Annotated in this window: 23 protein-coding genes and 1 other RNA gene; 2 read left to right on the forward strand and 22 right to left on the reverse strand. The window is 53.0% G+C overall.

The features are described from left to right. Positions 1-79: 79 nt before the first annotated feature. From typA to R70723_RS23810, 9 genes are all read right to left on the reverse strand, one after another. Entirely contained in the window at positions 80-1,924 is a 1,845-nt protein-coding gene (gene typA, locus R70723_RS23770; RefSeq protein ID WP_039876009.1) for a translational GTPase TypA, read from the reverse strand. 205 nt (positions 1,925-2,129) lie between these two features. After that, positions 2,130-2,642 (reverse strand): hypothetical protein, encoded by a 513-nt coding sequence (locus R70723_RS23775; protein ID WP_039876011.1) that lies wholly within the window; start codon positions 2,640-2,642, stop codon positions 2,130-2,132. A 191-nt stretch (positions 2,643-2,833) separates the two neighbouring features. Further along, positions 2,834-3,493, reverse strand: a complete 660-nt coding sequence (locus R70723_RS23780) for a TerC family protein (protein WP_039876014.1) — start codon at positions 3,491-3,493, stop codon at positions 2,834-2,836. A 100-nt stretch (positions 3,494-3,593) separates the two neighbouring features. Next, entirely contained in the window at positions 3,594-4,880 is a 1,287-nt protein-coding gene (gene thiI, locus R70723_RS23785; protein WP_081957479.1) for a tRNA uracil 4-sulfurtransferase ThiI, read from the reverse strand. Beyond that, complete coding sequence (locus R70723_RS23790; protein ID WP_039876016.1) at positions 4,877-6,034, reverse strand: cysteine desulfurase family protein; 1,158 nt, start codon at positions 6,032-6,034, stop codon at positions 4,877-4,879. The genes thiI and R70723_RS23790 overlap by 4 nt, the downstream gene beginning before the upstream one ends. A 160-nt stretch (positions 6,035-6,194) precedes the next feature. Then, on the reverse strand, positions 6,195-6,896 hold the full coding sequence (locus tag R70723_RS23795) for a lytic transglycosylase domain-containing protein (RefSeq protein ID WP_039876019.1): 702 nt from the start codon (positions 6,894-6,896) through the stop codon (positions 6,195-6,197). 199 nt (positions 6,897-7,095) lie between these two features. After that, positions 7,096-7,500 carry a hypothetical protein gene (locus R70723_RS23800; RefSeq protein ID WP_039876021.1) on the reverse strand — a complete coding sequence of 135 codons (405 nt, stop codon included), beginning with the start codon at positions 7,498-7,500 and terminating at the stop codon, positions 7,096-7,098. A gap of 11 nt (positions 7,501-7,511) precedes the next feature. Continuing rightward, the gene (locus tag R70723_RS23805; protein WP_039876024.1) at positions 7,512-7,733 is read right to left on the reverse strand and encodes a DUF1540 domain-containing protein; all 222 of its coding nucleotides are present in this window, start codon (positions 7,731-7,733) and stop codon (positions 7,512-7,514) included. A gap of 231 nt (positions 7,734-7,964) precedes the next feature. After that, entirely contained in the window at positions 7,965-8,462 is a 498-nt protein-coding gene (locus tag R70723_RS23810; protein WP_039876028.1) for a YpuI family protein, read from the reverse strand. A 392-nt stretch (positions 8,463-8,854) separates the two neighbouring features. Between R70723_RS23810 and R70723_RS23815 the strand changes: the two genes are divergently transcribed. Beyond that, positions 8,855-10,753 carry a S8 family peptidase gene (locus R70723_RS23815; RefSeq protein ID WP_039876032.1) on the forward strand — a complete coding sequence of 633 codons (1,899 nt, stop codon included), beginning with the start codon at positions 8,855-8,857 and terminating at the stop codon, positions 10,751-10,753. A gap of 33 nt (positions 10,754-10,786) precedes the next feature. On the opposite strand, the gene pdxR is transcribed toward R70723_RS23815, so the two are convergent. Further along, entirely contained in the window at positions 10,787-12,232 is a 1,446-nt protein-coding gene (gene pdxR, locus R70723_RS23820) for a MocR-like pyridoxine biosynthesis transcription factor PdxR (RefSeq protein ID WP_039876035.1), read from the reverse strand. Between the two features lie 94 nt (positions 12,233-12,326). Between pdxR and R70723_RS23825 the strand changes: the two genes are divergently transcribed. Next, positions 12,327-13,556 carry an aminotransferase-like domain-containing protein gene (locus R70723_RS23825; protein ID WP_039876037.1) on the forward strand — a complete coding sequence of 410 codons (1,230 nt, stop codon included), beginning with the start codon at positions 12,327-12,329 and terminating at the stop codon, positions 13,554-13,556. A 147-nt stretch (positions 13,557-13,703) separates the two neighbouring features. Here the strand turns inward: R70723_RS23825 and R70723_RS33575 are convergent, their stop codons facing one another. The 12 genes from R70723_RS33575 to R70723_RS34135 form a co-directional block, all read right to left on the reverse strand. Then, complete coding sequence (locus tag R70723_RS33575; RefSeq protein WP_156123840.1) at positions 13,704-13,847, reverse strand: hypothetical protein; 144 nt, start codon at positions 13,845-13,847, stop codon at positions 13,704-13,706. An 822-nt stretch (positions 13,848-14,669) separates the two neighbouring features. After that, an RNA gene (gene rnpB, locus R70723_RS32500) (RNase P RNA component class A) lies at positions 14,670-15,078 on the reverse strand. Between the two features lie 62 nt (positions 15,079-15,140). Further along, positions 15,141-16,256 (reverse strand): Nif3-like dinuclear metal center hexameric protein, encoded by a 1,116-nt coding sequence (locus R70723_RS23830; protein WP_039876039.1) that lies wholly within the window; start codon positions 16,254-16,256, stop codon positions 15,141-15,143. After that, positions 16,232-17,008: a tRNA (adenine(22)-N(1))-methyltransferase gene (locus tag R70723_RS23835; protein WP_039876040.1), complete on the reverse strand. Its 777-nt coding sequence runs from the start codon at positions 17,006-17,008 to the stop codon at positions 16,232-16,234. The genes R70723_RS23830 and R70723_RS23835 overlap by 25 nt, the downstream gene beginning before the upstream one ends. Next, entirely contained in the window at positions 17,005-17,829 is an 825-nt protein-coding gene (locus R70723_RS23840) for a hypothetical protein (protein ID WP_039879214.1), read from the reverse strand. The genes R70723_RS23835 and R70723_RS23840 overlap by 4 nt, the downstream gene beginning before the upstream one ends. 95 nt (positions 17,830-17,924) lie before the next feature. Beyond that, positions 17,925-19,058 (reverse strand): RNA polymerase sigma factor RpoD, encoded by a 1,134-nt coding sequence (gene rpoD, locus R70723_RS23845; protein ID WP_039876041.1) that lies wholly within the window; start codon positions 19,056-19,058, stop codon positions 17,925-17,927. Between the two features lie 40 nt (positions 19,059-19,098). After that, positions 19,099-20,919 (reverse strand): DNA primase, encoded by a 1,821-nt coding sequence (dnaG, locus tag R70723_RS23850; RefSeq protein ID WP_039876042.1) that lies wholly within the window; start codon positions 20,917-20,919, stop codon positions 19,099-19,101. A gap of 40 nt (positions 20,920-20,959) precedes the next feature. Beyond that, on the reverse strand, positions 20,960-21,439 hold the full coding sequence (locus R70723_RS23855) for a YaiI/YqxD family protein (RefSeq protein WP_039876044.1): 480 nt from the start codon (positions 21,437-21,439) through the stop codon (positions 20,960-20,962). A gap of 250 nt (positions 21,440-21,689) precedes the next feature. Further along, positions 21,690-23,771 (reverse strand): glycine--tRNA ligase subunit beta, encoded by a 2,082-nt coding sequence (gene glyS, locus R70723_RS23860; protein WP_039876046.1) that lies wholly within the window; start codon positions 23,769-23,771, stop codon positions 21,690-21,692. Next, positions 23,764-24,651 carry a glycine--tRNA ligase subunit alpha gene (gene glyQ, locus R70723_RS23865; RefSeq protein WP_039876047.1) on the reverse strand — a complete coding sequence of 296 codons (888 nt, stop codon included), beginning with the start codon at positions 24,649-24,651 and terminating at the stop codon, positions 23,764-23,766. Before glyQ ends, glyS begins: the two co-directional genes overlap by 8 nt. 436 nt (positions 24,652-25,087) lie before the next feature. Continuing rightward, entirely contained in the window at positions 25,088-25,843 is a 756-nt protein-coding gene (gene recO, locus R70723_RS23870) for a DNA repair protein RecO (RefSeq protein ID WP_039876049.1), read from the reverse strand. Positions 25,844-25,879: 36 nt separating this feature from the next. Then, a complete protein-coding gene (locus tag R70723_RS34135; protein ID WP_076418347.1) occupies positions 25,880-26,023 on the reverse strand; it encodes a YqzL family protein in 144 nt (47 codons plus the stop codon). Positions 26,024-26,055 lie beyond the last annotated feature (32 nt).

A 26,055-nucleotide genomic window follows, 5' to 3' on the forward strand; every position in this document is an offset into this window, starting at 1 on the left:
TTAATCCTTAAATTTAAGCAATCACCGGAGGACGCAGAAAAGCCGCCGGATTACTCATCCGGCGGCTTTAAAGGTCAGCTTAGGCCTGGCTTGCTTGAGCCTGCTTACGCTGCTTCTCTGCACGCTCGCGCTCACCCTTGTTCAGGATCTTCTTGCGCAGACGTACCGACTTAGGCGTAATTTCGCAATATTCATCGTCATTCAGGTACTCAAGCGCACCTTCCAGTGAGAACAGGCGCGGAGTTTTCATTTTTACCGTTTCATCCTTGGTAGCGGAACGCACGTTGGTCAGTGCTTTTTCCTTACAGATGTTAACGATAATGTCGTTGTCACGGGTATGTTCACCAACGATCATACCTTCGTAGATGTCAGCACCCGGCTCAAGGAACAGGATACCGCGGTCTTCAACACCGATCATGCCGTAGAACGTAGTTGTCCCGGTTTCGCTGGATACCAGCACGCCCTGGTGACGTCCGCCAACCTGTCCGCCGATCAGCGGAGCATAGCTGTCGAACGCGTGGTTCATTACACCGTAACCGCGTGTCAGGGTCAGGAAGTGTGTATTGTAGCCGATCAGGCCACGTGCAGGAATCAGGAATTCCAGACGCACCTGTCCGGTACCGTTGTTGATCATGTTAACCATTTCGGCTTTGCGCGTTCCAAGGCTCTCCATAACAGAACCCATGCTCTCTTCCGGAATATCAATCAGCAGGCGCTCAAGCGGCTCCATCTTGGCTCCGTCGATTTCCTTCACGATAACCTCCGGCTTGGAAACCTGAAGCTCATAGCCTTCACGGCGCATATTCTCAATCAGAATCCCGAGGTGAAGCTCACCGCGTCCGGATACGATAAAGGCATCCGGGCTGTCTGTTTCATCTACACGAAGGCTGACATCTGTTTCAAGCTCTTTGAACAGACGCTCACGCAGTTTACGGGAAGTTACCCATTTACCTTCTTTACCTGCGAACGGGCTGTTGTTCACGAGGAAGGTCATTTGCATAGTAGGCTCATCAATCTTAAGAACCGGCAGTGCTTCCGGATTAGCCGGATCGGCAATCGTTTCACCGATGTTGATGTCCTTGATTCCGGCAATCGCAACGATATCGCCTGCACCGGCTTCTTCCGTTTCAACACGCTTCAGGCCCTGGAAGCCGAACAGCTTCTCAATACGGGCGGTTTTGCTCTTACCGTCGCGCATAATGACCGTTACGGACTGGCCTTGCTTGATCACACCGCGGTTAACACGTCCGACAGCGATACGTCCCAGATATTCATTGTAGTCCATCAGGGTTACCAGGAACTGCAGCGGCTCGTCAACCTTTTCGGTTGGGGACGGGATGTATTTAGTGATGGTGTCATAAAGAGCCTGCATGTTATCATCCTGCTTCTCAGGATCAAGGCTTGATGTGCCGTTAAGTGCGGAAGCATACACAACCGGGAACTCCAGCTGCTCATCGTTTGCTTCAAGCTCAATAAACAGGTCCAGAACCTCGTCAATAACTTCCTTTGGACGGGCAGCCGGACGGTCAATTTTATTCACAACCACGATTGGAGTCAGGTTCTGCTCCAGCGCTTTGCGCAGAACGAATTTCGTCTGCGGCATGCAGCCTTCATAAGCATCAACAACGAGCAGTACGCCGTCAACCATCTTCATAATCCGTTCCACTTCGCCGCCGAAGTCAGCATGGCCCGGGGTATCTACGATGTTGATCAGGAATTCTTTATAGGTAATTGCAGTATTTTTGGCAAGGATGGTAATTCCGCGTTCCCGCTCCAGATCGTTGGAGTCCATAGCACGTTCCTGCAGGGTTTCGTGGGCGCTGAAAATACCGGATTGCTGCAGCAGCTGATCGACAAGTGTTGTTTTACCATGGTCAACGTGGGCAATAATCGCGATATTGCGGATTTCTGTTCTTGAATGCATGATTTGTATCCAAATCCTCTCATTTATCAAATTAAAAATGTTTAAATTCATGGCATGTCACGGCAATCTCACAAAAGAAGCGCCTGGCAGAAAGCCGACGCTCCAACATTTCTTAATTCTATAGTGAAAGCACCATGAAAAGCAAGTCTTTTTATGAAAAAACGATTTCCAGCTCCGTGTAAATTTTCTAGTTGATACAGTCTGATTACCAGCCGCCGTTCCACTTTTTGCGGCTTCCCTGCTTCCTGCGGCCCAGCATCAGCCAGATTCCGGCAGCCACCAGCAAGATACCAAGCAAATAGAACACTCCTGTACCGATCATGCTGAACACCAGCAGCACTAGGCTCAGTACACCGAGAATGACGGCAAATGCTGTAATCCCGCCGTTCCGGCCAGCAGAATAAAAAGCATATTCATAAAGTCCGACAGCAACGCCAAGCAGCAGCACCGGCCACAGATGGCGCATGTATTCCCAGCCCCACATATTGCAGAAGCCCAGCAGCAGACCGTACACCGTCAGAATACCGGCGGGAATCAGCACAGCGGCTGAAGCACGGCGGCTGAAGAAGAGCACATGCAGGAACAGGCCTGGAATCAGAATTACGAGCGGCCACAGAGCCCGTCCGAGAAATCCGAATACCCCCAGCTTCCCAAGCAAGATGATCAGGCCGGCGGCGGCTATGAATATCCCCAGTTTCATGTCTTTATTTGATGACATTGTTCACCCATCCCTTCAAAGTTCACTTCTTTTCACTGGATTTCTTTTATATTTTAGCTGAAACAGCCATAAAACGCCATCATTCAGCAGCTTTTTCCCGGCGGTAAATACCGCACCTTCCCCGGCACAGCAAAAAGGCTGCACCCAGCTTATCCCGCTTTGGGCACAGCCTTCATTATTGCCGCTTCCGGTCAGGCCGATACCAGCCTTTTCCTGAATGCGCCTGTCAGTACAACTATTATACCCAGCGCGAGCGGAAGAAGCGTATGATAGGACGGCAGGAAGAACGAGACCACCAGCCCGAACTTGGCATCCTGCAGCAGCATATCCCCGGCTGTATGGGCAAGAATGAACGCACCGATATAGACCAGAACCGGAAAACGGTGCAGCCAGCCGACAATAATGCCGCTTCCCCACACGACAATCGGAATACTGAGCATGATCCCGATAACAATCAGGGCGAGATCCCCCTTTGCTACCCCGGCAATAGCCAGAACATTATCAAGGCTCATAATAAAGTCGGCCAGCAGAATGGTCCGGATCGATTTCCATACGCTTGAGCCCTCATCGCGGACCGTAACCTCATCCTCTTCCTCCAGCAGCAGCTTGAAGGCAATCCACAGCAGCAGAATTCCTCCGCCTGCCTGGATATAAGGAATTTTAAGCAGCAGCACTGCGGCAAAGGTCAGCACGCAGCGCAGAGCTACTGCTCCTGCCGCCCCCCACCAGACCGCCAGCTTCCTGTGCTTTTCCGGCAGATTTTTGCTGGCCATCGCGATCACCATCGCATTATCCCCGCTCAGCACAAGATTAATCATCAATATTTCCCCAAGTAAAACGATGGAATCCATAAGCTTATTACCTCCCCGGGCTACATGTATTACATGTATGTCCACAGGGGGCAAGCTATGCTTCCTGTCCAATTATTTCGCATATACAGCTGGGGCCGGCCTAGAACCATTCCTCCTGCAGCCCGGACTGGGCGGGCACAAGGTCATCCGGCTTCTCATCGCCATACGGTGTAATGGTAACCGTCTCGGTTCCTGCCACTGCTTCATCCAGCCGGGCAGCGTATCCGGGCAGCGTCGCTTCAATTTTTTCAATAATCCGCAGGTTCGGATTGGTTGTAGGCGATTTAGGGACAAACAGGGTGCAGCAATCCTCATAGGGCAATATGGACAGGTCGTATGTTCCAATTCTCTGTGACAGCTCCACAATCTCGCTCTTGTCCATCATAATCAGCGGCCGGAGCAGCGGAAGCGCCGTGGCCCTGCCGATAACATTCATGCTGGACAGGGTCTGGCTGGCCACCTGCCCCAGACTGTCTCCGGTAACGACTGCAAGCGCGCCTTCGCGCTCAGCCAGCCGGGTGGTAATTCTCAGCATCGCCCGCCGCATCAGCGTAATGATCAGGTTGTCCTGCCCGATTCCGGTAAAAGAGGTCTGCACCTCTGTGAACGGCACCAGATGCAGCTTGATGACGCCTGCGTACCTGGACAGAATCCGGGCCAGATCCACCACCTTCTGACGGGCCAGCTCGCTTGTGTAAGGATAGCTGTAGAAATGGACACACTCGACCTCAAGCCCCCGGCGCATCGATGACCAGGCCGCTACGGGACTGTCGATGCCGCCGGACAGGAGCAGCATCGCCTTCCCGTTCGTGCCCAGCGGAAATCCGCCTACACCGTCAATCTGGTCGCAGAAAATATACGTAGACCCCTCACGGATCTCCAGCTTCAGCTCAAGCTCCGGCGATCTCACATCAACCAGCAGCCCCGGGTAACCCTGCAGCAGCGGTGTTGAGATCAGTTTATTCATCTCTATGGAGCCGTGCGGAAAGTCTTTCCACACACGGCGCGCGCTCACCTTGAAGGTTGTCCCCTGCGGCGGGGCAAGAATCTCAAGGAATTTGCGGCTGGCAGCCAGAATATCATCAAACTCCGAGCGGGCTACCTTAACCGGACTGATGGAAGCGATGCCGAACACATTTTTCAGCGCCTTTGCCAGCTCGCGGGCAGGCTCTCCGTTCAGTGTGACGTAGATCCGCCCGAATTCCTTGCTCAGCACAGCCTCCGGATAAGGCTTCACCAGCTCGCTGACATGACGGAGCACGGTTTTTTCGAACCGGTTGCGGTTCTTGCCCTTCAGCGTAAATTCCCCGAACCGCAGCAGCAGCATATCTGCGTAATCAATACTGCTTCCGCGGCCTGCCGCGGCTTCAGTCCTATTGTCTCTCATTCTTTATTCCTGCCTCTCTCCACTAACTTCAATGCTTGCACTGCGGCCAGCAGCGCCTGCTCCAGGGCTGCAATATCCCCTGCCGCATGGGCGTCACCCAGGCTGATCCGTATTCCGCCAAGTGCGGCAGCGGTATCTCTGCCCATAGCCAGCAGAATCCGGCTCGGCTCGGCCAGCCGCGAGGAGCAGGCAGACCGGGTTGAAACGGTCATTCCCAGCTCCTCCAGCTTGCGGGCCAGCACCTCACCATTTACCGCAGGATAAGAAAAATGCACAATATGCGGCGCCCCGTCCCTGCTGCTGTTCACTATAAACTCCGGAACTCCGGCCAAAAACTCCAGCAGCCTGTCACGCAGCGGTGTAATCTGCTTATTATACATATCCCTGTTCTCTGCACTCATACGTATAGCCTTGGCTGAAGCGACAATCGCAGCCACATTCTCCGTTCCGGCCCGGGCACCCTGCTCCTGCGAACCGCCGGTAAGCAGCGGAAACAGCGAAATACCTTCTTTGACATACAGAATACCCACTCCGCGCGGACCGCGGAGCTTATGTGCAGACAGGCTGTACAGGTCGGCCTGCCATTCCTTCAGCTCAGTTGCAAGCTTGCCAAAGCCCTGTACGCCATCGACATGGAACAGCGTGCGGCGGTTGGCTGCCTTGATCAGCCGTCCGGTTTCTGCAAGCGGCTGTACAGCGCCCGTCTCATTGTTGACATGCATCACGCTGACCAGAACGGTATCCCGCCGGACTGCTGCAGCAATCCTGCCCGGATCTACCACACCGTTACTGTCAGGAGCAACAAAAGTAACCTCCCAGCCCAGTGCCTGCAGCTGCAGGAAGCTTTCATACACAGAAGGATGCTCAATCTGAGTTGTAACCATGTGGCGTCCCCTGCCCTGATACTGCAGAGCCGCCCCTTTTACCGCCAGATTGTTGCTTTCTGTTGCTCCCGAAGTGAACAGAATCTCCTGCGGCGTCACCTCCAGAGCAGCAGCGCAGACCTCTCTTGCACGTGTCAGCAATCTAGCAGCTTCCGTCCCGGCCCGGTGCAGGGAGGATGGGTTGGCGTAATGCAGCCTCATGATCTGCTCCATCGTCTGCACTACCTCCTCATACGGAGGGCTGGCAGCGGCATAATCCCAATACAGCATATATTTAAGTTCTCCTTTGTATGGTCGGTTAATCAAGTTCAAACGGTATATAGAGACCTATAGAATACCTTATTGCACATTTCTTATAAAGCCTGTATGCAAAAAAAGGACCAGACGGCTGGTCCGGCAGCTGGTCCGGCAACATCGTCTGATCCTATCATTATAGCGCGTATTCTGCCCGGGCGCGTTCAATTTTGGTAATGTAGGCCTGAGTTTCTTCGGGGAGCAGGCTCAGCTTCTGCATCAGCTCCTCATCACTGCTTACGCCAAGCTTGCTTACTCTTCCCGGTCCGGCATTATATGCGGCCAGCGCCATCTTCTCTTCACCGTCATAACGCTTCAGCTGGTAGGATAAGTAACGCACGCCTCCGTCTATATTCTGGGCTGGATCAAAGGGGTCGGAGACACCAAGCCCGTTCGCGGTTCCATCCATCAGCTGCATCAGCCCTTTGGCTCCCGCTGATGATACGACATTCGGATTAAAAGAGGACTCCGTATCAATTACCGCCTTGATCAGATCAGCCGGCACGCCATATTTCACGCTTGCGTTCTGAATCAGCCCCTCATAATCCGTTGGCACAGTCTCTGCTGTTCCGGAGGAAATGCCGCTGTAGGCGATACCTGTCGCTCCAAGCTGCTGCCAGATCAGACTGCTAAGCGCTGTTCCTCCGGCTTCCGGAGTCCGGCTTCCGTCCACAGACTGCAGGGCAGCCTGGCGGAGAACTGCAGCGAATTCGGCTTTGTTTGCGCCGGAGGGTTCTGCTGTGCTTTTGCTGTCCTCTTTGCTGATTGCCGAGCTGCTGCGCAGATTCACCCATTTCAGCTGTCCAAGCCCGCTTGCTGCCGCTGAATCAATACTCATGCTGTATAACCTTCTTTCCGTTCAATCTGTATATGAATCTCCTGGTATATAGAGGCTTCTATTTTAAATTTAAGATACGCCTTTATTTTACAATTCATCTACAGTAAATGCTATATGCTGACATGAAAAAACAGACTTCCGACCCTCATAGATAGGTCTAAAAGCCTGTTTCGATGATTGCTTTTGTGTATTCAAACTGCTATCGGGCAAAAGGAATCATTACAAAATAGCTGAGAGCAGATACAATTCCCAGCCCCATTGCCCAGGCCCCCGTCGTCTTCTGCCCGCGGGAGTAAGCATAATAACCAAGCACCGCAGCGATCGGGCCGGCTATAATGGACCATACGAACAGCGAGACAATTCCAAAACCGAGGGCAACATAGCCCATTTGCTTACTGTCACTATGCTCGCCAGCCGTTTCCCGGACCTCTGTGCTGCTGTCAGCCGTTCGCTGCGGACGCACAAGCGGCGGGCTTACTTCAGCAGCATATTCCTCCTGATGGGAAGGATCCCTCCGGGGATAATCGACCCTGCTGCGCGGACGAAGGATCACTTTTCTGCGCTCTGTCCGCTCCTGCTTGCTTCCTTCTTTGTTCGAGTCCATCGGATGTCCTCCTATTCGCCCGGCTTAAAGGTCAGACAGCAGGTTGCGGATGAAGTGCCGGCGTGGTCCTGATGATTCTGAAAGGTCATCTCCTCGGCAAACTCCTCCTTGAAGCTGCTGCCTGCATGCTTGTCGATCTCAATGACGATTTCCTCGGCCTGGCATACATTTTGTGAACCCCAATAATGACAATTGCTGACGCTGCATCTTACAAGCGGTTTGGCGTTTGACATTTTATCATCACCTCAGCATCATTATGTCCGCGCGTCCTGCTCCATATGCGGCTGAGGAGCTGCCACCTGCTGGTGCAGCAGGTAATGCACAATTTGGTAAAAGCGCATGCCGTTTAGATTACGCTCAGATCCCTTCTGTTGACACGACAAAAAAGACCGGATCTGCCATAGTTCATGGCAAACCCGGTCTCTTACAAGCTGTACCTGTGCTGCAGCAGAATCCACTTCAGGCTAAACCTGGTTCTGCATGCGCTTTTCGGTCAGATAGTCGTTCTCGTAGTAGTTAAGATCATCCCGCAGCTCTTCGTACACCTTGGTGATCTCCATAATAATGTCGCGTGCCGGACGGACAGGCTTTTTGCGGAAGCGGATGGCATCCTGGCCTGTGTAGGCGTAACGCCCGTCTTCGGAATAGCTTTCATTTTTAGGGTAGAAGAAGTTGTTCACCCCGTAGTGATATACGTTATAAAGCGCTTTTTGCGCAAAATCCTGATCAAAGGTTGCACGGCGCAATGCCACCCCGAGCTTCTCGTAAGACATTTCGGAGAAAACCAGCAGATGGCGGAGATCGGACAGAAAGCCTTGATAAAATGCTACTGTTTCCTCATCCTCTTCCGTTACCAGCTGAGGCAGCGCATGATTGTTCAGGAATAGTTCCATTTTTCCGATTACGGATTTCAATTTCTCTCTCGTCGTTTCACATAGTTTCTGCACATTAGCTGCTGACATGGCGGTTGCTCCCCCTTATTAGTCCTTGCTCTTATTGTTGGGTAAAGACGGGTATTACCAGGAACAGTTCATCTCATCCCGGCCTCGAAAAGACAGTGCAAGCGGTTTATTTCTTAAGTAACAGTATAACAAAATCTTCATTGAATTGATACTTGGACAAGCAGTTATTTCAGTTTGATATTATAACAAAATCCCTATCGATGCACTTTCCAGGATGACCTGACCGCTCCTTAGCGGACGATTTTGTTGCAATATCAAGTGGCTGTACAAGTAGTTATTTCAGTTTGATATTATCACACATCCACAGGATACGTCATCCTTTTCTGTGATGCATAAAAGCGGCGCTCTCTTCTAAACCTACAGCTATACGATACCTTGAAGGAGCGGTAAATATGTCCCGAAAAAATATGACTGCCGCCGGTCTGCTGACCGCTGCGTTCACTGTAATTCTGCTTACTTTTCTGCTTCGCCCTACTGAAGAAACGAAGCTCAAGCAGGCTGCCCTTCCAGCTGTTCCCAATCCTCCGCAGGAAAAAACAATTAAAAAGACGTCTCTCGTGCAGGATGTCAGCGCAACCGACCGCTTGAACCGGACCGATGTCAGTAAACACCTGCGTACAATGCTTGCAGAAACCCATGGTGCGCTACCTAAGGATATTTCAGCATATGCCAAGCGCCTGCAGCAGGGACACGGGCATATCACCATGCTGATGTGGATTGATTACCGGAGCCACAAGACAAGCACCTTCAAATCCGCACTGCCGGAAGGCACCGACCAGGAGAACAAGCAGCTGGTGAAATACCTGAATACGGCAAAAGCCGCGCTCAAGGGCCACCAGTCGTATGAATCGCCTTCCTTTATTATCGGTGACAAAAAATATTATTTCACGGCCCAGCGTGACCAGGAGGGCAATATCGGCGTCATTGCTTTGATCAGCCAGAACATTCTGGACCGGGTAGCCGATCATCAGCTTAAGAACCTGCGCCTGATCCCTTATCCGAAGGAGGGCAAATACCGGGTTGAATCGGTCCATGCCGATAACCTGAAGGATATCACGGTTAAGACAGGCCATGACAACGAAAATGCCAGTCATTTTTACGAAAATGAAATTGTCGTCCGCTTTAAAAACGGCCATCCTACCCCCGGCCAGCTTCAGACGATAGCGGCAGATATCCGCTGCAAGCAGCCGCGCAAGCTGGGGTACGCGTATATTTTCCGCTCGGACAAAATGAATTACTCCCAGCTTAAGACCTACTTTACAAATAAATGGAGTCCGGAGTATACAGAGCCCCACTATATGTATTTAACCAATGAGACCCCGTACGAAAATACCGGAAGCGGAGTCGTCACACCAAATGATCTGCTGTTCTCCACCTATCAGTGGAATCTGCCGGCTATTGAAACCGAGCAGGGCTGGAATTTGTCAAAAGGCAGCAAGGAGGTTGTAGTCGCTGTAGTGGACACCGGTGTCCAGGCCGGCCATCCTGATCTGCAGGGCCAGCTGCTGACCGGCTATAATGCTATTTCAAGCGGATCTACACCTGACGATGATGTGGGACACGGAACGCATGTGGCAGGCATTATCGGGGCTGTAATCAACAACGAGGAGGGTGTAGCCGGAATAAGCTGGTACAACAAGATTCTTCCGGTAAAAGCGCTCGACAACTCCGGGGCGGGCACCACCTATTCCGTTGCCGAGGGCATTATCTGGGCTGCCGACAACGGTGCCAAGGTCATCAACCTGAGCCTGGGCAACTATGCCGATTCGCAGTTTTTGCATGATGCTATTAAGTACGCTTATGACCGTGATGCCGTGATCGTCTCCGCTGCGGGGAACGACAATACGGAGCGCCCGGGCTACCCTGCTGCCTACGAGGAGGTGCTGGCTGTAGCTGCAACCAATTCGTCCGGGGAGAGAGCCTCCTTCTCTAATTACGGTGATTACATTGATGTTGCCGCTCCCGGCGAGAGCATTGCCAGCACCTACCCGGACAACCAGTATGCCGCACTCTCGGGCACATCCATGGCCAGTCCGCATGTAGCAGCGCTGGCCGGTCTCGTCCGTTCGCTCAATCCTGCATTAAGCAACAAGGAGGTCATGGAGCTGATGACCGCAAATGCTGTTGATCTTGGAGAGGCTGGTCATGACAAATATTACGGCTGGGGCCAGGTTGATATTTACAAAACACTGCGGGCCGCAAGCGGAAACGATGTGCCGCTACAGCTTTTTCCGCAGCATGTCGGCCGTCAGCTGAAGAATATGCAGCAGCACACAGGTACAGCGCAATAAATAATTCCCGGTCGGGCAGACAGTTTCTGCAGCTTATTTATGCCGTTCAGCGCCCAGATGCTCTGTCAGCAGCTGCAGAAACAGCCTCAGCCCCTGCTCCATATCCCCTTCAGGCATCTGCGAATAGCAGAGCCGGATATGCCGGGAGGAGACCTCGCCAGAGTAACAGACATCACCCGGCAGAAAAGAAACACCCGCCAGCTCCGCCTGTTCACGCAGCTTGCCGATTCCATCAGCTGAAGGCAGCTGCAGCCACAGGTTCAGGCCGCCTTCAGGCACATTCCAGGTGACCCCCGGCGGGGCATAGCGCTTCAGCACCCTGACCGCAGACTCCATCCGTCCGCGCAGCGCAGTCCGCAGCTGACCTGCATATGTATCATACCTGCCGGCAATAAAAGGCAGGACTGCCCGCTGGTTCAGCAGCGGACTGCCCAGGTCGCTCGCCGATTTGGCGGCGATCAGCCTGGAGAGGATATTCCCGCCGGCGGCTACACAGGCGATCCGGCAGCCTGGCGCTATAACTTTGCTGAAGCTTTTCATATAGACTACATGCCCATCCCCGTCCATTGATTTGATTGGCAGCGGAGGCGGCTTACGGAAATAGAGATCACTGAACGGATCATCCTCAACAATGAGACAGCGGTAGCTTCTGGCCAGCTCCAGCAGCCGCTGTCTTCTTGTTATGCCCATAGTTACACCGCTCGGGTTCTGGAAGGTCGGGTTCGTATAAATCAGCTTCGGCGGACGCTTGTCACAGAGTCTTGTCAGCACATCCACTCTCATCCCTTCGCTGTCCATCGGCACAAATATCATCTCTGCACCGCGCCCGGCAAACACATCGATTGCCCCTGTGTAGCTGGGAGCCTCCAGATATACCGTATCCCCCGGGCCGACGAAGGTCCGGGCCACCAGATCAATTCCCTGCTGGGAGCCGCTGGTGATCATGATATCGGAGGAGTGCACCTCCACCCCACGGCTGTGCAGATGCCGGCGCATGACCTCACGCAGCTCGGCATCCCCTTGAAAGTTACCGTACGAAGCCATTAACTCAGGCTTACCTGTCACGAGCCTGGACATCGCCGCCCCGATAAAATCCAGCGGAAGCAGCTCCGCGTGAATGGCCGCGAGGTGAAACGGATAGCGTACCCCCGAGAAGTCAAAATTACGCCATAGCTGGGCCCGCGGTAAAAAATCATCATAGCCGTCCTGCCAGCCTGTACCGGCATCCTGCTGGATATGCGGCCTCCGCGCTACAAAGCAGCCTTGTCCCTGACTGCATATAATATGGCCATGGCTTTCAAGATCGTCATAGGCTTTGCTAACCGTAACCTGGCTGACCCTGAGGGAGGCTGCCAGGCCGCGTACTGAGGGGAGCCGTGCCCCCGGCTGCAGCAGGCCTGAGGTGATGCGCTGAGCCAGCGTCTCACTGATCTGCTGCGGCAGGGTTTTGCTGCTGCCGCGTTTTAAATCGATGTGCACCGGTCCTTCCTCCCAACTGTTATATTTACCACTTTACTGTTATACCGCTATGCCGTTATGATACAACAAAATTCAACCGCGGGGAGATTTTTCTATGAAGATCCATTATGCCGAAATGACGAACCATCTCGGTTCATCAGCCGTTCGCGATATACTCAAGGTTACACAAGGTAAGGATATTATCTCGCTGGCCGGCGGGCTGCCTGCAGAGGAGCTTTTCCCGCTGGAAGCAGTTCGTGATGCTTATGACCGGGCACTTGCGGGCAGCGCTTCATCGCTGCAGTACGGGCTTACCGAAGGCTATGCTCCGCTTCGCGAGGCTGTTGCCGCAAGACTTGGGCGTCAAGGCATTTCTGTTCAGGCCGGCGACATGCTGCTTACCACCGGATCGCAGCAGGCGATCGACCTGTTCTGCAAGGTGCTGCTTAATCCGGGGGATAAGGTGCTGGTTGAAGCACCGACTTATCTTGCAGCTCTGCAGGTGCTGAATTCTTACCGGGCCGATATCGTTACCGTAGACAATGATGAAGAAGGCATGCTGCCGGAGCATCTGGAGGAGCAGCTGAAGCTGCACCGCCCCAAGGTGCTCTATGCCGTCCCCACCTTCAACAATCCGTCCGGGAGCAGCTGGAGCAGAGAGCGCCGTGAGCGGACTGTTGAATTATGCCGCCGGTACAATGTGCTGATTCTGGAGGATAATCCTTATGGGGAGATCGCATTCGATGAGGCGCCAGGCGCTTATCCTCCTGCTATGGCAGCGATTGACAGAAGCTCCGGTGAAGAGCCTTGCGTGGTATACACCGGAACCTTTTCCAAAATCGTCGCACCGGCCCTGCGCACAGGCTGGATCACCGGCCCCTCCGAGCTGATCGGAGTCATCGCCAAGGCCAAGCAGGCTGCCGACCTGCACTCCAGCGCCATCGACCAGCGGGCCCTGTATGAGCTGCTGCAGCACTTTGACATTGAGGCTCATATCCGCATCATCTCCCGGGAATACCATTCCCGGATGAAGCTGCTGGCTGGTGAGCTCAGCACAGCGCGCTGGAAGGCTGCCAGCTTCCGTGAGCCGCGCGGCGGGATGTTCCTGTGGCTGGAGCTGCCTTCGGGCATAAATACATCCAGGCTGCTGCCGTATGCAGTGGAGCAGGGCGTAGCCTTCGTTCCGGGCGAGGTGTTCTATGCAGCTAATCCGCTGAAAAATGCAATGCGGCTCAACTTTACCCATACGCCGCCTGAGCTGCTGCCGGCCGCTGTGCGGCGGCTGGAGGCTGCGCTGGAGAACTATGAGCGTACGCTAGCTAGGGCAGCGGACACACTCGTATAGCAGGCAGGGAGTTGCTGCCTCCGTGTATGCGAGGCAGACCGGAGGCTAGCAAATCCCTGCAGTGCTACTGTTGGGCTGCTCCTTCATTCCGCCCATTTTGCCGCGCAGGGGCAAATCAAAGGCATTTTTGCCCTTCATTCCGCCCAATTAGCCGCGCAACGACAATTCAAAGGCATTTTTGCCCTTCATTCCGTCCGTTTGACCGCGCAGGGTCAAATCAAAGGCACTTTTGCCCTTCATTCCGTCCGTTTGACCGCGCAGGGGCAAATCAAAGGCACTTTTGCCCTTCATTCCGCCCATTTAGCGGCGCTGGGACAATTCAAGGGCACTTTTGCCCTTCATTCCGTCCGTTTGACCGCGCAGGGTCAAATCAAAGGCACTTTTGCCCTTCATTCCTCCTGTTTAGCCGCGCTGGGGCAAATCAAGGGCATTTTTGCCCTTCAACCTGCCCATCTGAGCCACCGTCGTGCAGCATAAGTTAAATTGTTCCTACACTTAGTTACCTTTTAATTCCTTCTTCAGCTCATAGCATGACGCCAGGATCATCAGTTGGAAAAACGCGCCATCTATTTCAGGCTAAACTACCCTTCATATACTCCCCACAATTCTTTTTCACAATATTCCCTTCTAACCTTCTATTTAGATTGAACTAATAAAATTGCTGTTTTGGGATTGCATGTGACTCCAGAGAATGTTTGGACTTCCAGCCGCTGCCCTTCTGCAGATTTCTTGATTTATACCGTTTTTAACGGTTGAAATCCGCAGACAGCTTATGCTTCCGATGCGAGCTTTTCTGCGAAAAGCTTTCAGGCGGTCGCTACCGCTCCTCCACTTCCAAAATTCCCCTCCGCCACTTTTCCCTTAACTTAAATTCTTAAGTTCAATCTATATAAACGCCTATCCCTATCCGTTCTCACTCCACTCCATTTCTCTCCACACCACCCCGCTTATTTCACCGAACAGTGATTCATTTCAGTACACCCTTATTCCCAAGTATGTCCAATGTCCACAATTCCCGGAACACCAAAAAAAGCGGCCCTCCGCAAGGAGAGCCGCTAGCTTGTCGTATATAAGCTTCATAAGTAGCCATATCAGTCACAATAGGTTGTCAGTTAGGAAAGTTTGCCGTAAGCCGGGTTCTGTGCTCGTTGTGGTTCATACGGGAACAACCCTCCCACCATAAGCGACAATCATCTATCTAGGCCGTACATTACTGCACAGCTCCAGCGACCAACCTAGACACGCCTCAGGCGAAGGCTGCCCTTCCGGTAAAGGAAGCGCTGTGTCTCATTAGGTCTTGCTCCAGATGGGGTTTACCAGGAACGAAGTCACCAGCGTTCCTCGGGGTCTCTTACACCTCGGTTCCATCCTTGCCTGTGCCGCTATAAAGCGGCCATCGGCGGTCCATTTCTGTGGCACTATCCTTCGGCTCGCGCCGACTGGACGTTATCCAGCACCCTGCCTTGTGGAGCCCGGACTTTCCTCCCGCGGACAAGCCGCCGGCGATTGTCTGTCAAACTTCCCGAACAACATTGTATATTATACAGACTTGCACCAGCCTGCACAAGTACAAATAAAGGGATTCTAGAGGAATCTGAACGGCTCTGTGCCGATTTCAGAAGCGTAGACTGTTGTATCGTACTTATGCTCAGTCAGCTTGCCGCTCATCCACTCTGCTACCTTGACCTTCATAATCTTCTCGGCATTATGGCCCGGATCAATCAGCGTAATCCCCGCCAGGTAGGCGTCCTGTGCGGTATGGTAATCAATATCACCCGTTACCAGCACATCAGCCCCTTTAAAAATAGCGCTGTTATAATATTTGGCCCCCGAGCCGCCCATTACAGCAGCCTTACGGATCCTGCGGTTCAAGTCGCCGACAACACGGACATGCTCCACATCCAGACCTTTTTTGACCGTTTCGATGAACTCCCCGAGTGTTACCGGCTCCTTGAGCCTGCCTACCCGGCCAAGCCCGAAGCTGCGGCCTTTAAGATCCATGGAATAAAGATCATAAGCAACCTCTTCATAAGGATGAGCCTTCAGCATCGCCTGGACTACCTTATTACGCACAGACAAAGGCACGATGGTTTCGATGCGGATTTCTTCGGCGCGTTCCATTTTCCCGGCCTCTCCAATAAAGGGATCAGAGCCCTCACGCGGCACAAACGTCCCGTAGCCTTCAATGTTGAAGCTGCAGTGGCTATAATTGCCGATCCAGCCGGCGCCTGCGTTAAGAATCGCATCCAGCACCTTCTGATGGTGGTCCTTTGGAACGAACACTACCAGCTTGGACAGCTGATCCGTATGAATATCCTTGATTGGCGCCCCATCTTCAATCCCCAGTGCTTCGGCCATCCAGTCATTCATTCCGCCTTCAGCCACGTCGAGATTGGTATGGCTGATATAGACGGCGATATCGTTTTTGATCAGCTTTTCGTAGAGTTTACCCATAGGAGTGTCAGTCTGGATTCCTTTGATCGGCCGGAAAATAATCGCATGGTGCGCAATGATCAGGTTGCAGCCCTTGGCAATAGCTTCGTCCACAACCTCATCGTTCACATCAAGGGCAACCAGCACGCCGGTAATTTCCTTTTGCAGGCTGCCAAGCTGCAGGCCCACATTATCCCATTCCTCGGCCAGATGCTTCGGGGCAAGCTGCTCCATGTAGCTGATTACAGTCTGTCCTTTGGCAAACATTCCAGCACCTCCGAAATTTTCTTGATCTGCGCACGGATTGCAGTCCGCTTTTCTTCTGCCGATTCCAGCTCAGAACGGGACAGGGATGCCAATATTCCCTCCAGCTTGGCAATTTCACCCTGCCACTTGGCGAAGAACACCGCATTTGGCTTCTCCAGCAGCCAAGGCCCCATCTGCACCAGCAGATCAGGACTCAGGACAACACCACCCGGCAGCACCCGCTCCAGATACAGCTGCTCATTCGTCAGTCCGAAGGCCTGGCCTTCAGGCAGCGCAGTCAGCACTTCATACGTTTTGCCATCCTCCTCGAGGATATGCTCGGTTGTGACCACCCAGCCGTTATTCAACAGCCAGCGGCGCAGAATGTCTTCGCCTACGTTCGGCTGCAGAGCCAGGGTTTTGACCCCCTCCAGCTTGCCGAGCACCCGTCCGCGTTCCAGAATAGCCGCAATCAGTGATCCGCCCATACCGGCGATTGTGATACAGTCAGCTTCCCCCGGTTCCAGCACTTCCAGGCCGTCACCGCGCCGTACAGCTATTTTTGCTCCTAATCCGGCCTCTGCAACGCCCCTGCGGGCCGCTTCGTACGGACCCGGATTGACTTCACCGGCAATTGCCGAGACGGCTTTGCCGCTTTCTACAGCAGCTGCAGGAAGCAGCGCGTGATCTGAGCCGATGTCGGCAAGTCTGCTTCCTTCCGGCACCTGTTCCAGCAAAAGCTGCAGCCGGTCTGATAATTTAACTTTGTTCATGATGCCACCCACGTTATCCATTTTTTTCGGAAAATAAACAGCAGAGCCAGCCCCGCCGCAATCTTCACTATCAGTAACAGTGATACCCATTCCGGAAAGCCCTCTCTCAGCCACAGCGCATCAACTTCCGGCATAAGCCATAACGAAACCCCGACGCCCAGATAGACGCCTGATACGCCGCTTACCTTGTGATAGAGCAGCCAGCTTAACCATACCATCAGTACACAGAGCGGCAGCCAGAGCAGCTCCAGCTCCAGCATGGACGCATCCGGGCGCATCTGTCCGGAGAAACCGGCATAGAGCAGTGCCCAAAAGGCGATACCGCAATAGTGCAGCAGCCCGATCCTCAGGGAGAAGCCGAGCACACTCCAGAGCAGCCCGCAGCCGGCAATCAGCAGAGGCCGCCAGAAATCAGGATCCAGATCATGCAGCGCAATCATCCACAGGCCAAAGCCCATGGTGAGCACGCTTCCGGCGCCTGCCAGCAGCAGGCTGATTGTCTGATTGCGGTCCCGGTAAATAGCCGAATAACCGTAACAGACGACTAAGACACAGAGTGCCGTCGCAAGTTGCAAAGGCCAGGGAAAAACGCTAAAATAAAGACTAATCATGAAAATCAAGGAAATTATTCCAAAACCAAACAACCATATTTTGATGCTTCCCTGCTGCAGATTTTGCAGCGACACCGGGTTACTGTCCTTGATTTTATCCTCGTCATTATAGAGGTTGGTCAGAAAATCACAGTATTGCTCCGGCAGCAGCTTGCTTCTTCTCCAGTATTGAATCTCTTTGATAATGGTCTCACGTTTTTCCAGATTCAACGCCTGATCCCCCATTTCCCCCTGGTGCTTAGGCTGTTCTTGAAGCGCAAAGGACCTCCTGCCGCCGTGCAGCAGAAGGTCCGGTTATATTACAACTATTCGAGGAAATCCTTGAGCCGTTTGCTGCGGCTCGGGTGACGCAGCTTGCGCAGCGCCTTGGCTTCAATCTGGCGGATCCGCTCACGGGTTACGCCAAACACCTTGCCCACTTCCTCAAGTGTTCTTGTCCGTCCGTCATCCAGACCGAAGCGGAGTCTCAGCACGTTCTCTTCACGCTCGGTGAGCGTGTCCAGCACATCCTCCAGCTGTTCCTTCAGCAGCTCATATGCAGCTGCATCTGCAGGGGCAAGCGCCTCCTGATCCTCGATGAAATCACCCAGATGTGAATCATCCTCTTCCCCGATCGGCGTTTCCAGCGACACCGGCTCCTGGGCAATCTTCATGATTTCTCTGACCTTCTCAACAGTCAGCTCCATCTCAGCCGCAATTTCCTCCGGCGACGGCTCGCGTCCCAGTTCCTGCAGCAGCTGGCGGGATACACGGATCAGCTTGTTGATTGTCTCCACCATATGCACCGGAATACGGATCGTCCGCGCCTGGTCGGCAATCGCACGGGTGATGGCCTGACGGATCCACCAGGTAGCATAGGTACTGAATTTGAAGCCTTTGTTGTGGTCGAACTTCTCAACCGCTTTGATCAGACCCATATTGCCCTCCTGGATCAGATCCAGGAACAGCATGCCGCGTCCGACATAACGCTTGGCGATACTTACAACGAGACGCAGGTTGGCTTCCGCCAGACGGCGTTTTGCTTCCTCATCACCGTTCTTGATGCGCATGGCCAGCTCAACCTCATCATCTGCAGAGAGCAGGGGCACACGGCCGATTTCCTTCAGATACATCCGAACAGGGTCATTGATCTTGATCCCCGGCGGAAGCGACAAGTCGTCGTCAAAGCTGAAATCATCGCTGTCGTTATTCTCATTGTCCTCCCCCTGACGCAGCGGAGAGCCTTCATCCTCGTTATCATTAACCACTTCAATCCCGTGATCGCTGAGCTGCTCGTAGAACTCCTCCATCTGCTCGGGGTCCTGATCAAACGGCGACAGTTTCTCCATGATATCTTTGTAGTTCAATGATGATCTTTTTTTACCTTGTTCAATAAGCTGGTCCTTAACCTGATCCAGAGTAAATTCTGCTTCCAGTTCAGTATGCTGATCGTTCGCCATAATTCGACTCCCTCCTCCCTAGGTACATCCTGTCAGTTCCTCATTGTCTCTCTAGGGTTATAATCTCACTTGCTATTTGTGCCGCACGCAAAAAGTCGCCGGATTTCTCCGCTTGAATCATCTCTTCACGCTTCTGCTCCATCTTGCGCTGTACAGGGTATTTCTTCACTTCACGGATGCAGTCATCCAGAACCTGCGTGTTCCAGTCCGGAGGGGTGTCCATCATGGATATCGCCGTGGCGGTTTTCTCCAGACGGTCATCCTGAAGCGATGATAGAAACCGGCTGATGCCGGGCGGTTTGCCTTGCGCGTAGTAGGCATATAGATAAGCGGCAATTGCCGCATGATCATCGATGTTAAAATCTTCTCCGAGGCGTTCGCCTACATAGGCGGCAGCATCCGGGTCCTGTATCATTAAAGACAGCAGTCTCCGTTCTGCAGCATGATAAGCGGGGAGCAAAGCCGGTGTCTGCACTTGCCCTTTTTTATGCCTACCATTATTCCACCTGTTGTCGTTATTATCCCCTTCGGGCATGTTTTTTTGCATTGATGCCCGCAGTAAGTTGCAGTCCTGCTTCAGGCTGTCATAGGACAGCTCCAGCTCGGAGGATATTTCCCGCAAATATACTTCCCGCTCGGTTGAGGATTGCAGGGTGGCAATAATCTGCAGCGCCTCCTTGACATAGGCGATTTTGCCGTCTTCCTCTAGGAGTATATGGTTTTTTTTCAGATATATAAGCTTAAATTTTATGGCTGAGACGGCTGAATCGATGATCCGCTCCATGAAGCTTTCCCCGCCGTGACGGGAGATAAATTCATCAGGGTCCATTCCGCCCGGCAGTACGGCCACCTTCACCCGCAGCCCGCTTTCCTCCAGCATCGGGATTGCCTTCAGCGCTGCAGCTTGTCCTGCCTTGTCGCCGTCATAGGAGAGAACAATCTCGTCCCCCAGACTTTTCATCAGTGCCACATGGCTTTCCGTCAGCGACGTACCCATAGTAGCTACTCCGTTATGCACCCCTGCTTCCCAGGCCGAAATGACATCGCCGTATCCTTCAAAAAGGACGATTTGCCGCGTTTTGCGGATGGATGCTTTGGACTGGTGCAGATTGTACAAAATCCGGCTTTTGTTAAATATTCTGCTCTCCGCGGAATTCAGATATTTCGGCTGTCCGTCTCCGAGGATTCTACCGGCAAAAGCCACCACCTTGCCCATCCGGTTCGCAATCGGAAAAATAATCCGTCCGCGGAAGCGGTCAATGTAGCCTTTGCCTTCACCTCTGGCAGACAGCAGCCCGCCCTTCTCCATCTCGGCAAGATCAAACCCGCGTTTCTCAAGGAATTGCAGCAGCGTATCCCAGCGGTCCGGAGCAAAACCGATCTGGAACTGGTCAATCATTTTGTCGCTGAAGTTCCGGGATCTCAAATAATTCATGGCGGCTGTGCCGTATTCCGTGTTCTTCAGCAGAAAATGATAAAACTTCGCCGACAATTCATAAGCTGAAATCAGCCGGTCCCGCTCAGGATCCGGGGGAGACAATGTTCCGCCCCTGCCCTCAGGAATTGCAATATCACTTTCTTCCGCCATTATTCTGACTGCTTCGGGGAAGGATAGTCCTTCGATTTCCATCCTGAACTTGATGGCATTTCCACCCATACCGCAGCCAAAGCAATGGAACACTCCCCTATCGGGGGTTACTGTGAAGGAAGGGGATTTCTCCGAGTGGAACGGGCAGAGGCCCCATAAATACTTCCCCTGCTTGGTCAGATGGACAACCTTGCCGACAGTTTCGACAATATCATGCCGCGCCAGCACGCTCTCGATAACTTCTTCCGGAATATTACCGTGTCCGCTTGCCACTTTTAGCCACCTTCATCTCTTAACAAATAAATATAATTCGCTATTGCTGCACATTCTCCTGCAAAATTGTTAAAAGTTTTGTCAGTTTATGTTGAAAAAGATTTTTTTCCTCGGCTGTGATCGCTTTAGGCCCTTTGGAATAGTGTCCGCGCCTGCGTTCCACAGCTCTGGCATGCCTGCCCTCCAGCATAAAATCCATCTTGGAATCCTCATATTCCTGTCCGCGGTTCGACAGCACTCTGCACCGTTTGCCAAGCGCCAGCGCAGCCAGCCCGTAATCCTGGGTAATGACGATATCCCCGGCAGCAATATGATTAGCGATGTAAAGATCGGCACTGTCTGCTCCGCGGTCCACCTGAACGACTGTAACCCCTTCATCCGCCTGAAGCACATGATCATAAGAGGACACCATCAGAACAGGGATACCAAAGGTACGCGCACAAGCCGTAATCTCTTTTTTAACCGGACAAGCATCCCCGTCGACGACAATTTTTGCTCCGCGGGGCTTTTCCATCGCCATCACCAGATTCCTGTGTAATATATATACGCTTTACGCAAACCGAAATCCTTCTTTCGATAAAGCATAAATACGGAACGGATGTCAACTTACGCATTGGCACCGTTCCGTATATTTATACCCCAAAGCATCGATCTATACCATAGTTCACACAAAATCACAACATTTTTAGGCCGGCTGCCCAAAAAAACGTGATCGCTTCCTATAACAAAGCCCTATTAAAGCCAAGGCGCTCCAATACCCGCCAGAGCAATTACCAGACCAGCTTGCCAAAATCAGCAAAGACTCTGGAATCTGCATCCACGCCTGCCAACAGCGCCAGACGGTTCGTACGGATCTGCTCGTCCTCGGCCATAACCATTACGGAATCGAAGAAGCCGGTAACGGCATCCTTCAAGCCGGACAGAATCCGCAGCGCTTCAGCGGCATTACGGGCAGCAATCGCTTCCTGATAAGGCGCATGGATGCTCTGCCATGTCTCATACAGCTTAACTTCGGCTTCCTCCTTCAGCAGGGAAGGCTCGATAACAGCACCTTCTCCGGCTTTAGCAGCCAGATTGCTGACACGGGTCAGCGAATCTACAGTCACTTTAAAATCATCCTGAGTACTTACAGCCTCGGTAAGCGCCCGGCTTCGGCCGACCACATCAACGATATCGTCAAACCCTGCAGCCGTTACTGCTTCTACAACATCATAGCGGATATTGTCATCAGCCAGCAGGCGTTTTACACGCAGACCGAAGAACTCGTACAGGTTATTACGCAATTCAGGGGCAAAATGTTTCTCTGAACGTAAATTTTCATGTACTTCCACGGCTGCAGTGAAAATTTCCTGTAAGCTGATGGACAGCTTGTGCTCCAGAAGCATCTGCACAATACCTGCCGCCTGACGGCGCAGCGCATAAGGGTCCTGGGAACCGGTCGGGATGATTCCGATGGAAAAGCTGCCGACAATCGTGTCGATTTTATCAGCTAGGCTGACTACAAGGCCTGCTTCAGTCGAAGGCACACTGTCTCCGGCAAAACGCGGCTGGTAGTGCTCGAAGATTCCTTTTGCCACATTCTCGGCTTCTCCGGCTTTGCGGGCGTAATCCTCACCCATCGTGCCCTGGAGCTCAGGGAATTCACCCACCATCTGGGTTACCAGGTCGAATTTGCAGATATCGGCAGTGCGGCTTACTTCAGCTGCTGCAGCTGCAGACAGTCCAAGCTTGGCGGCCAGGGAATCGGCAATGGCCCGGATTCTGCGCACTTTGTCGCCTACGCTGCCCAGCTCTACCTGATAAACGATATTTTCGAGCTTGGCAAGGGCATCGCTGATCTGCAGCTTCTGGTCTTCTTCATAGAAGAACTTGGCATCCGACAGGCGGGCGCGCAGTACCTTTTCGTTCCCTTTGGCAATCACATCAAGCGATTCCGCATTACCATTGCGCACAGTTACGAAGAACGGCAGCAGCTTGCCGGCACTGTCCAGCACAGGGAAATAACGCTGGTGCTCACGCATCGAAGTAATCAGCACATCCTGCGGAATGTCCAGGAAGGAAGGATCAAAGGTACCGAACAGCACAGTCGGTGTCTCTACCAGGAACAGGACCTCTTCCAGCAAGTCTTCCTTAATGGCGATTGTCCATTCTTTTTCTGCAGCCAGCTTGTTGATCTGCTCCAGAATCAGTGCCTCGCGTTCCTTCACGTCCACCAGCACATGCTGCGCGCGCAGCGCTTCAACATAATCTGCCGGCTGGGCAATCACAGCATCCGTACCCAGGAAACGGTGGCCGCGGCTCACATTGCCTGCTTTGACGCCAGTGATTTCCAGATTAACAATCTCCTGGCCGAACAAAGCTACCAGCCAGCGGATCGGGCGGACAAACTTGAAGTCATAAGCACCCCAGCGCATATTTTTCGGGAAGGTCATCGCATTCACGATTCCGGTCAATCCCTCGACAAGCAGGGAGGAGGTCTCCACGCCGTCGCTGTTTTTGGTCACATAGATGTATTCAACGCCTGCCAGCTCCTTGAATGTGAACTGTTCAGGATCTACACCCTGGCTGCGGGCAAAACCAAGCGCCGCCTTGCTCCAGTCACCGTTAGCATCAAGTGCGATTTTGCGGGAAGGACCCTTTACCTCTTCACTGACATCAGACTGCTTCTCAGCAGCTTCTTTTACCAGTACAGCCAGTCTGCGCGGTGTAGCATATGCCGTCACTCCGCTATGCTCAATGCGGGAAGCATCCAGCCATTTGGCTGTTCTGTCCTGCAGCTGCTCCATCGCCGCCCGGATAAACCGGGCCGGAATTTCCTCAAGTCCAATCTCGAACAAAATATCTTTAGACATGCTCAGCACCTTCTTTCTTCAGCAGCGGGAAGCCCAGCTTCTCGCGTTCCTCCATATAGGTCGCGGCAACCGTACGGGCCAGATTACGCACTCTTGTAATAAAGCCGGTCCGTTCCGTTACACTGATTGCTCCGCGCGCATCCAAAAGGTTGAAGGTATGCGAGCATTTCAGCACATAATCGTAGGCCGGGAACACCAGATGGTTCTCCATGGCTCTGCGCGCTTCCTGTTCATAGGTGTTAAACAGGGTAAACAGCATCTGCACATCGGATACTTCAAAGGTATATGTGGAATGCTCAACCTCAGGCTGATGGAAAACGTCACCGTAGGTCACGCCGTCCACCCACTCCAGATCAAATACATTTTCCTTCTCCTGAATGTAGGAAGCCAGACGCTCCATCCCATAGGTAATTTCTACTGCCACAGGACTGGTCTCAATTCCGCCGACCTGCTGGAAGTAAGTGAACTGTGTGATCTCCATACCGTCCAGCCAAACCTCCCAGCCGAGGCCCGCACAGCCCAGCGACGGATTCTCCCAGTTATCTTCAACAAAACGGATGTCATGCAAAAGCGGGTCTACGCCCAGTGCCTTCAGACTGTCCAGGTACAGCTCCTGGATGTTGTCCGGCGAAGGCTTGATGATGACCTGGAACTGGTGATGCTGATACAGACGGTTCGGGTTCTCGCCATAACGGCCGTCCGACGGGCGGCGGGAAGGCTCTACATAAGCCACTTTCCACGGCTCGGGCCCCAGTGAGCGCAAAAACGTCATAGGGTTCATCGTTCCGGCCCCTTTTTCCGTATCGTACGGGTTGACGAGAATACAGTTCTGTTCTGCCCAGAACTGCTGCAGCGTCAAAATCATCTGCTGAAAATTCATACTACCGACTCCTTCGCTTTACAAGTGTATTGGCATCGCTGCCGTGAAGCATCTTACTGTGCCGCGATGGAGGCGGCGTTCTTCTATGCTGCAGAGCCTGTCGATGTAACAAGCCCCTGCAATACAAAAAAGCCCCCGCCCCCATGCCTGATATCCAGACATAGGGACGAGAGCTTGACATATACTCCCGCGGTTCCACCCTACTTGATTACGCCACGAATAGACGAAATCCACTTTTCCTTCGGCCGTTTCCGCACTCCCGGGTGCCCTGTTCATGAACCATGCGCTGCCGGGCTTCCACTCTCCCCGGCTCGCTTAAGCGGCAACTGTGTCCATTACTTTCCCGATCACTGCACGTCTCCGATCACTCAGAGTATTACACGGCTGTAAAATTAAAAAGAAACTGTTCCCATAGTAACGGAATTTTCGGGATTCGTCAAATATTGTATTTATCCAGCTGGTCAAGGAAGCCCTGTGACTTCAGCTTCAGCCCGAGCTGGGCGTCCATGAAGGCACGCATAACCGTCTTAAGCTCGCTGCGGGTTGCTTCCTTTACATCGACATTGCCGAGGCGTGTCAGGTCAAGGGCAGCGAATACGCGCAGCAGCTTCAGCGCACGCGGAGAAATCTCCATCGCCGGAGGATCATTGTGCCTGCAGCTGCGGCACAGCACACCGCCGAGCCGCGGACTGATCCGCAGCTCTTCAGCGGGCTTATCCAGCCCGCAGGCGATGCACTGGTCCAGCTGCGGCCCATACCCTGCGGCCTGCAGTATTTTCATCTCAAAAACATTAATAATGATGCCCGGTTCCTTGTCTTCCTCCAGTGCACTGAGACATGCCGACAGCTGGCGGAACCAGAAGCTGCCGGTCTCCTCATCATGCAATACTCGGTCAAGCAGCTCGCAGGCGTATGACGCATAAGCCGCTTTGACCAGATCTGTCCGCAGCCCGTGGCGGGACTGTGTAATCTCCCCTGCATTCAGGGTACCCAGTCCCCCGTTGTTGCGGAAAAATACAAATTCGCCGGTTGTAAACAGCTGGATTAGCGCAGCATGACGGCTTTTGACCTTTTTGGCGCCGCGCACAAGAACGCCTACCTTGCCCGCGTTCTCGGTGCAAAGCGTAATGATGGCGTTCCCTTCGCCGTAATCCATACTGCGGATGACGATCCCTTCCACCCTGTGTAGCATGCCTCTTCCCCCAACCATCCGGCAAGCAACCAGTCCCTATTCCGCTTCTTCATCAAGAACCTGCTCTTCCTCCGCAGACAGCGGTCCGCCCGTTTCCAGCGGCTCTCTAGCTTGCCTGTACAGCAGATAAGCATCGACATCTCCAGTCATTGCAAAATACTTCCACGAAAAATCTCGCATTCGTATTCATCCTTTCTTCGGAAACACGATGT

The sequence above is a fragment of the Paenibacillus sp. FSL R7-0273 genome, from assembly GCF_000758625.1.
GTDB lineage: Bacteria > Bacillota > Bacilli > Paenibacillales > Paenibacillaceae > Paenibacillus_AQ.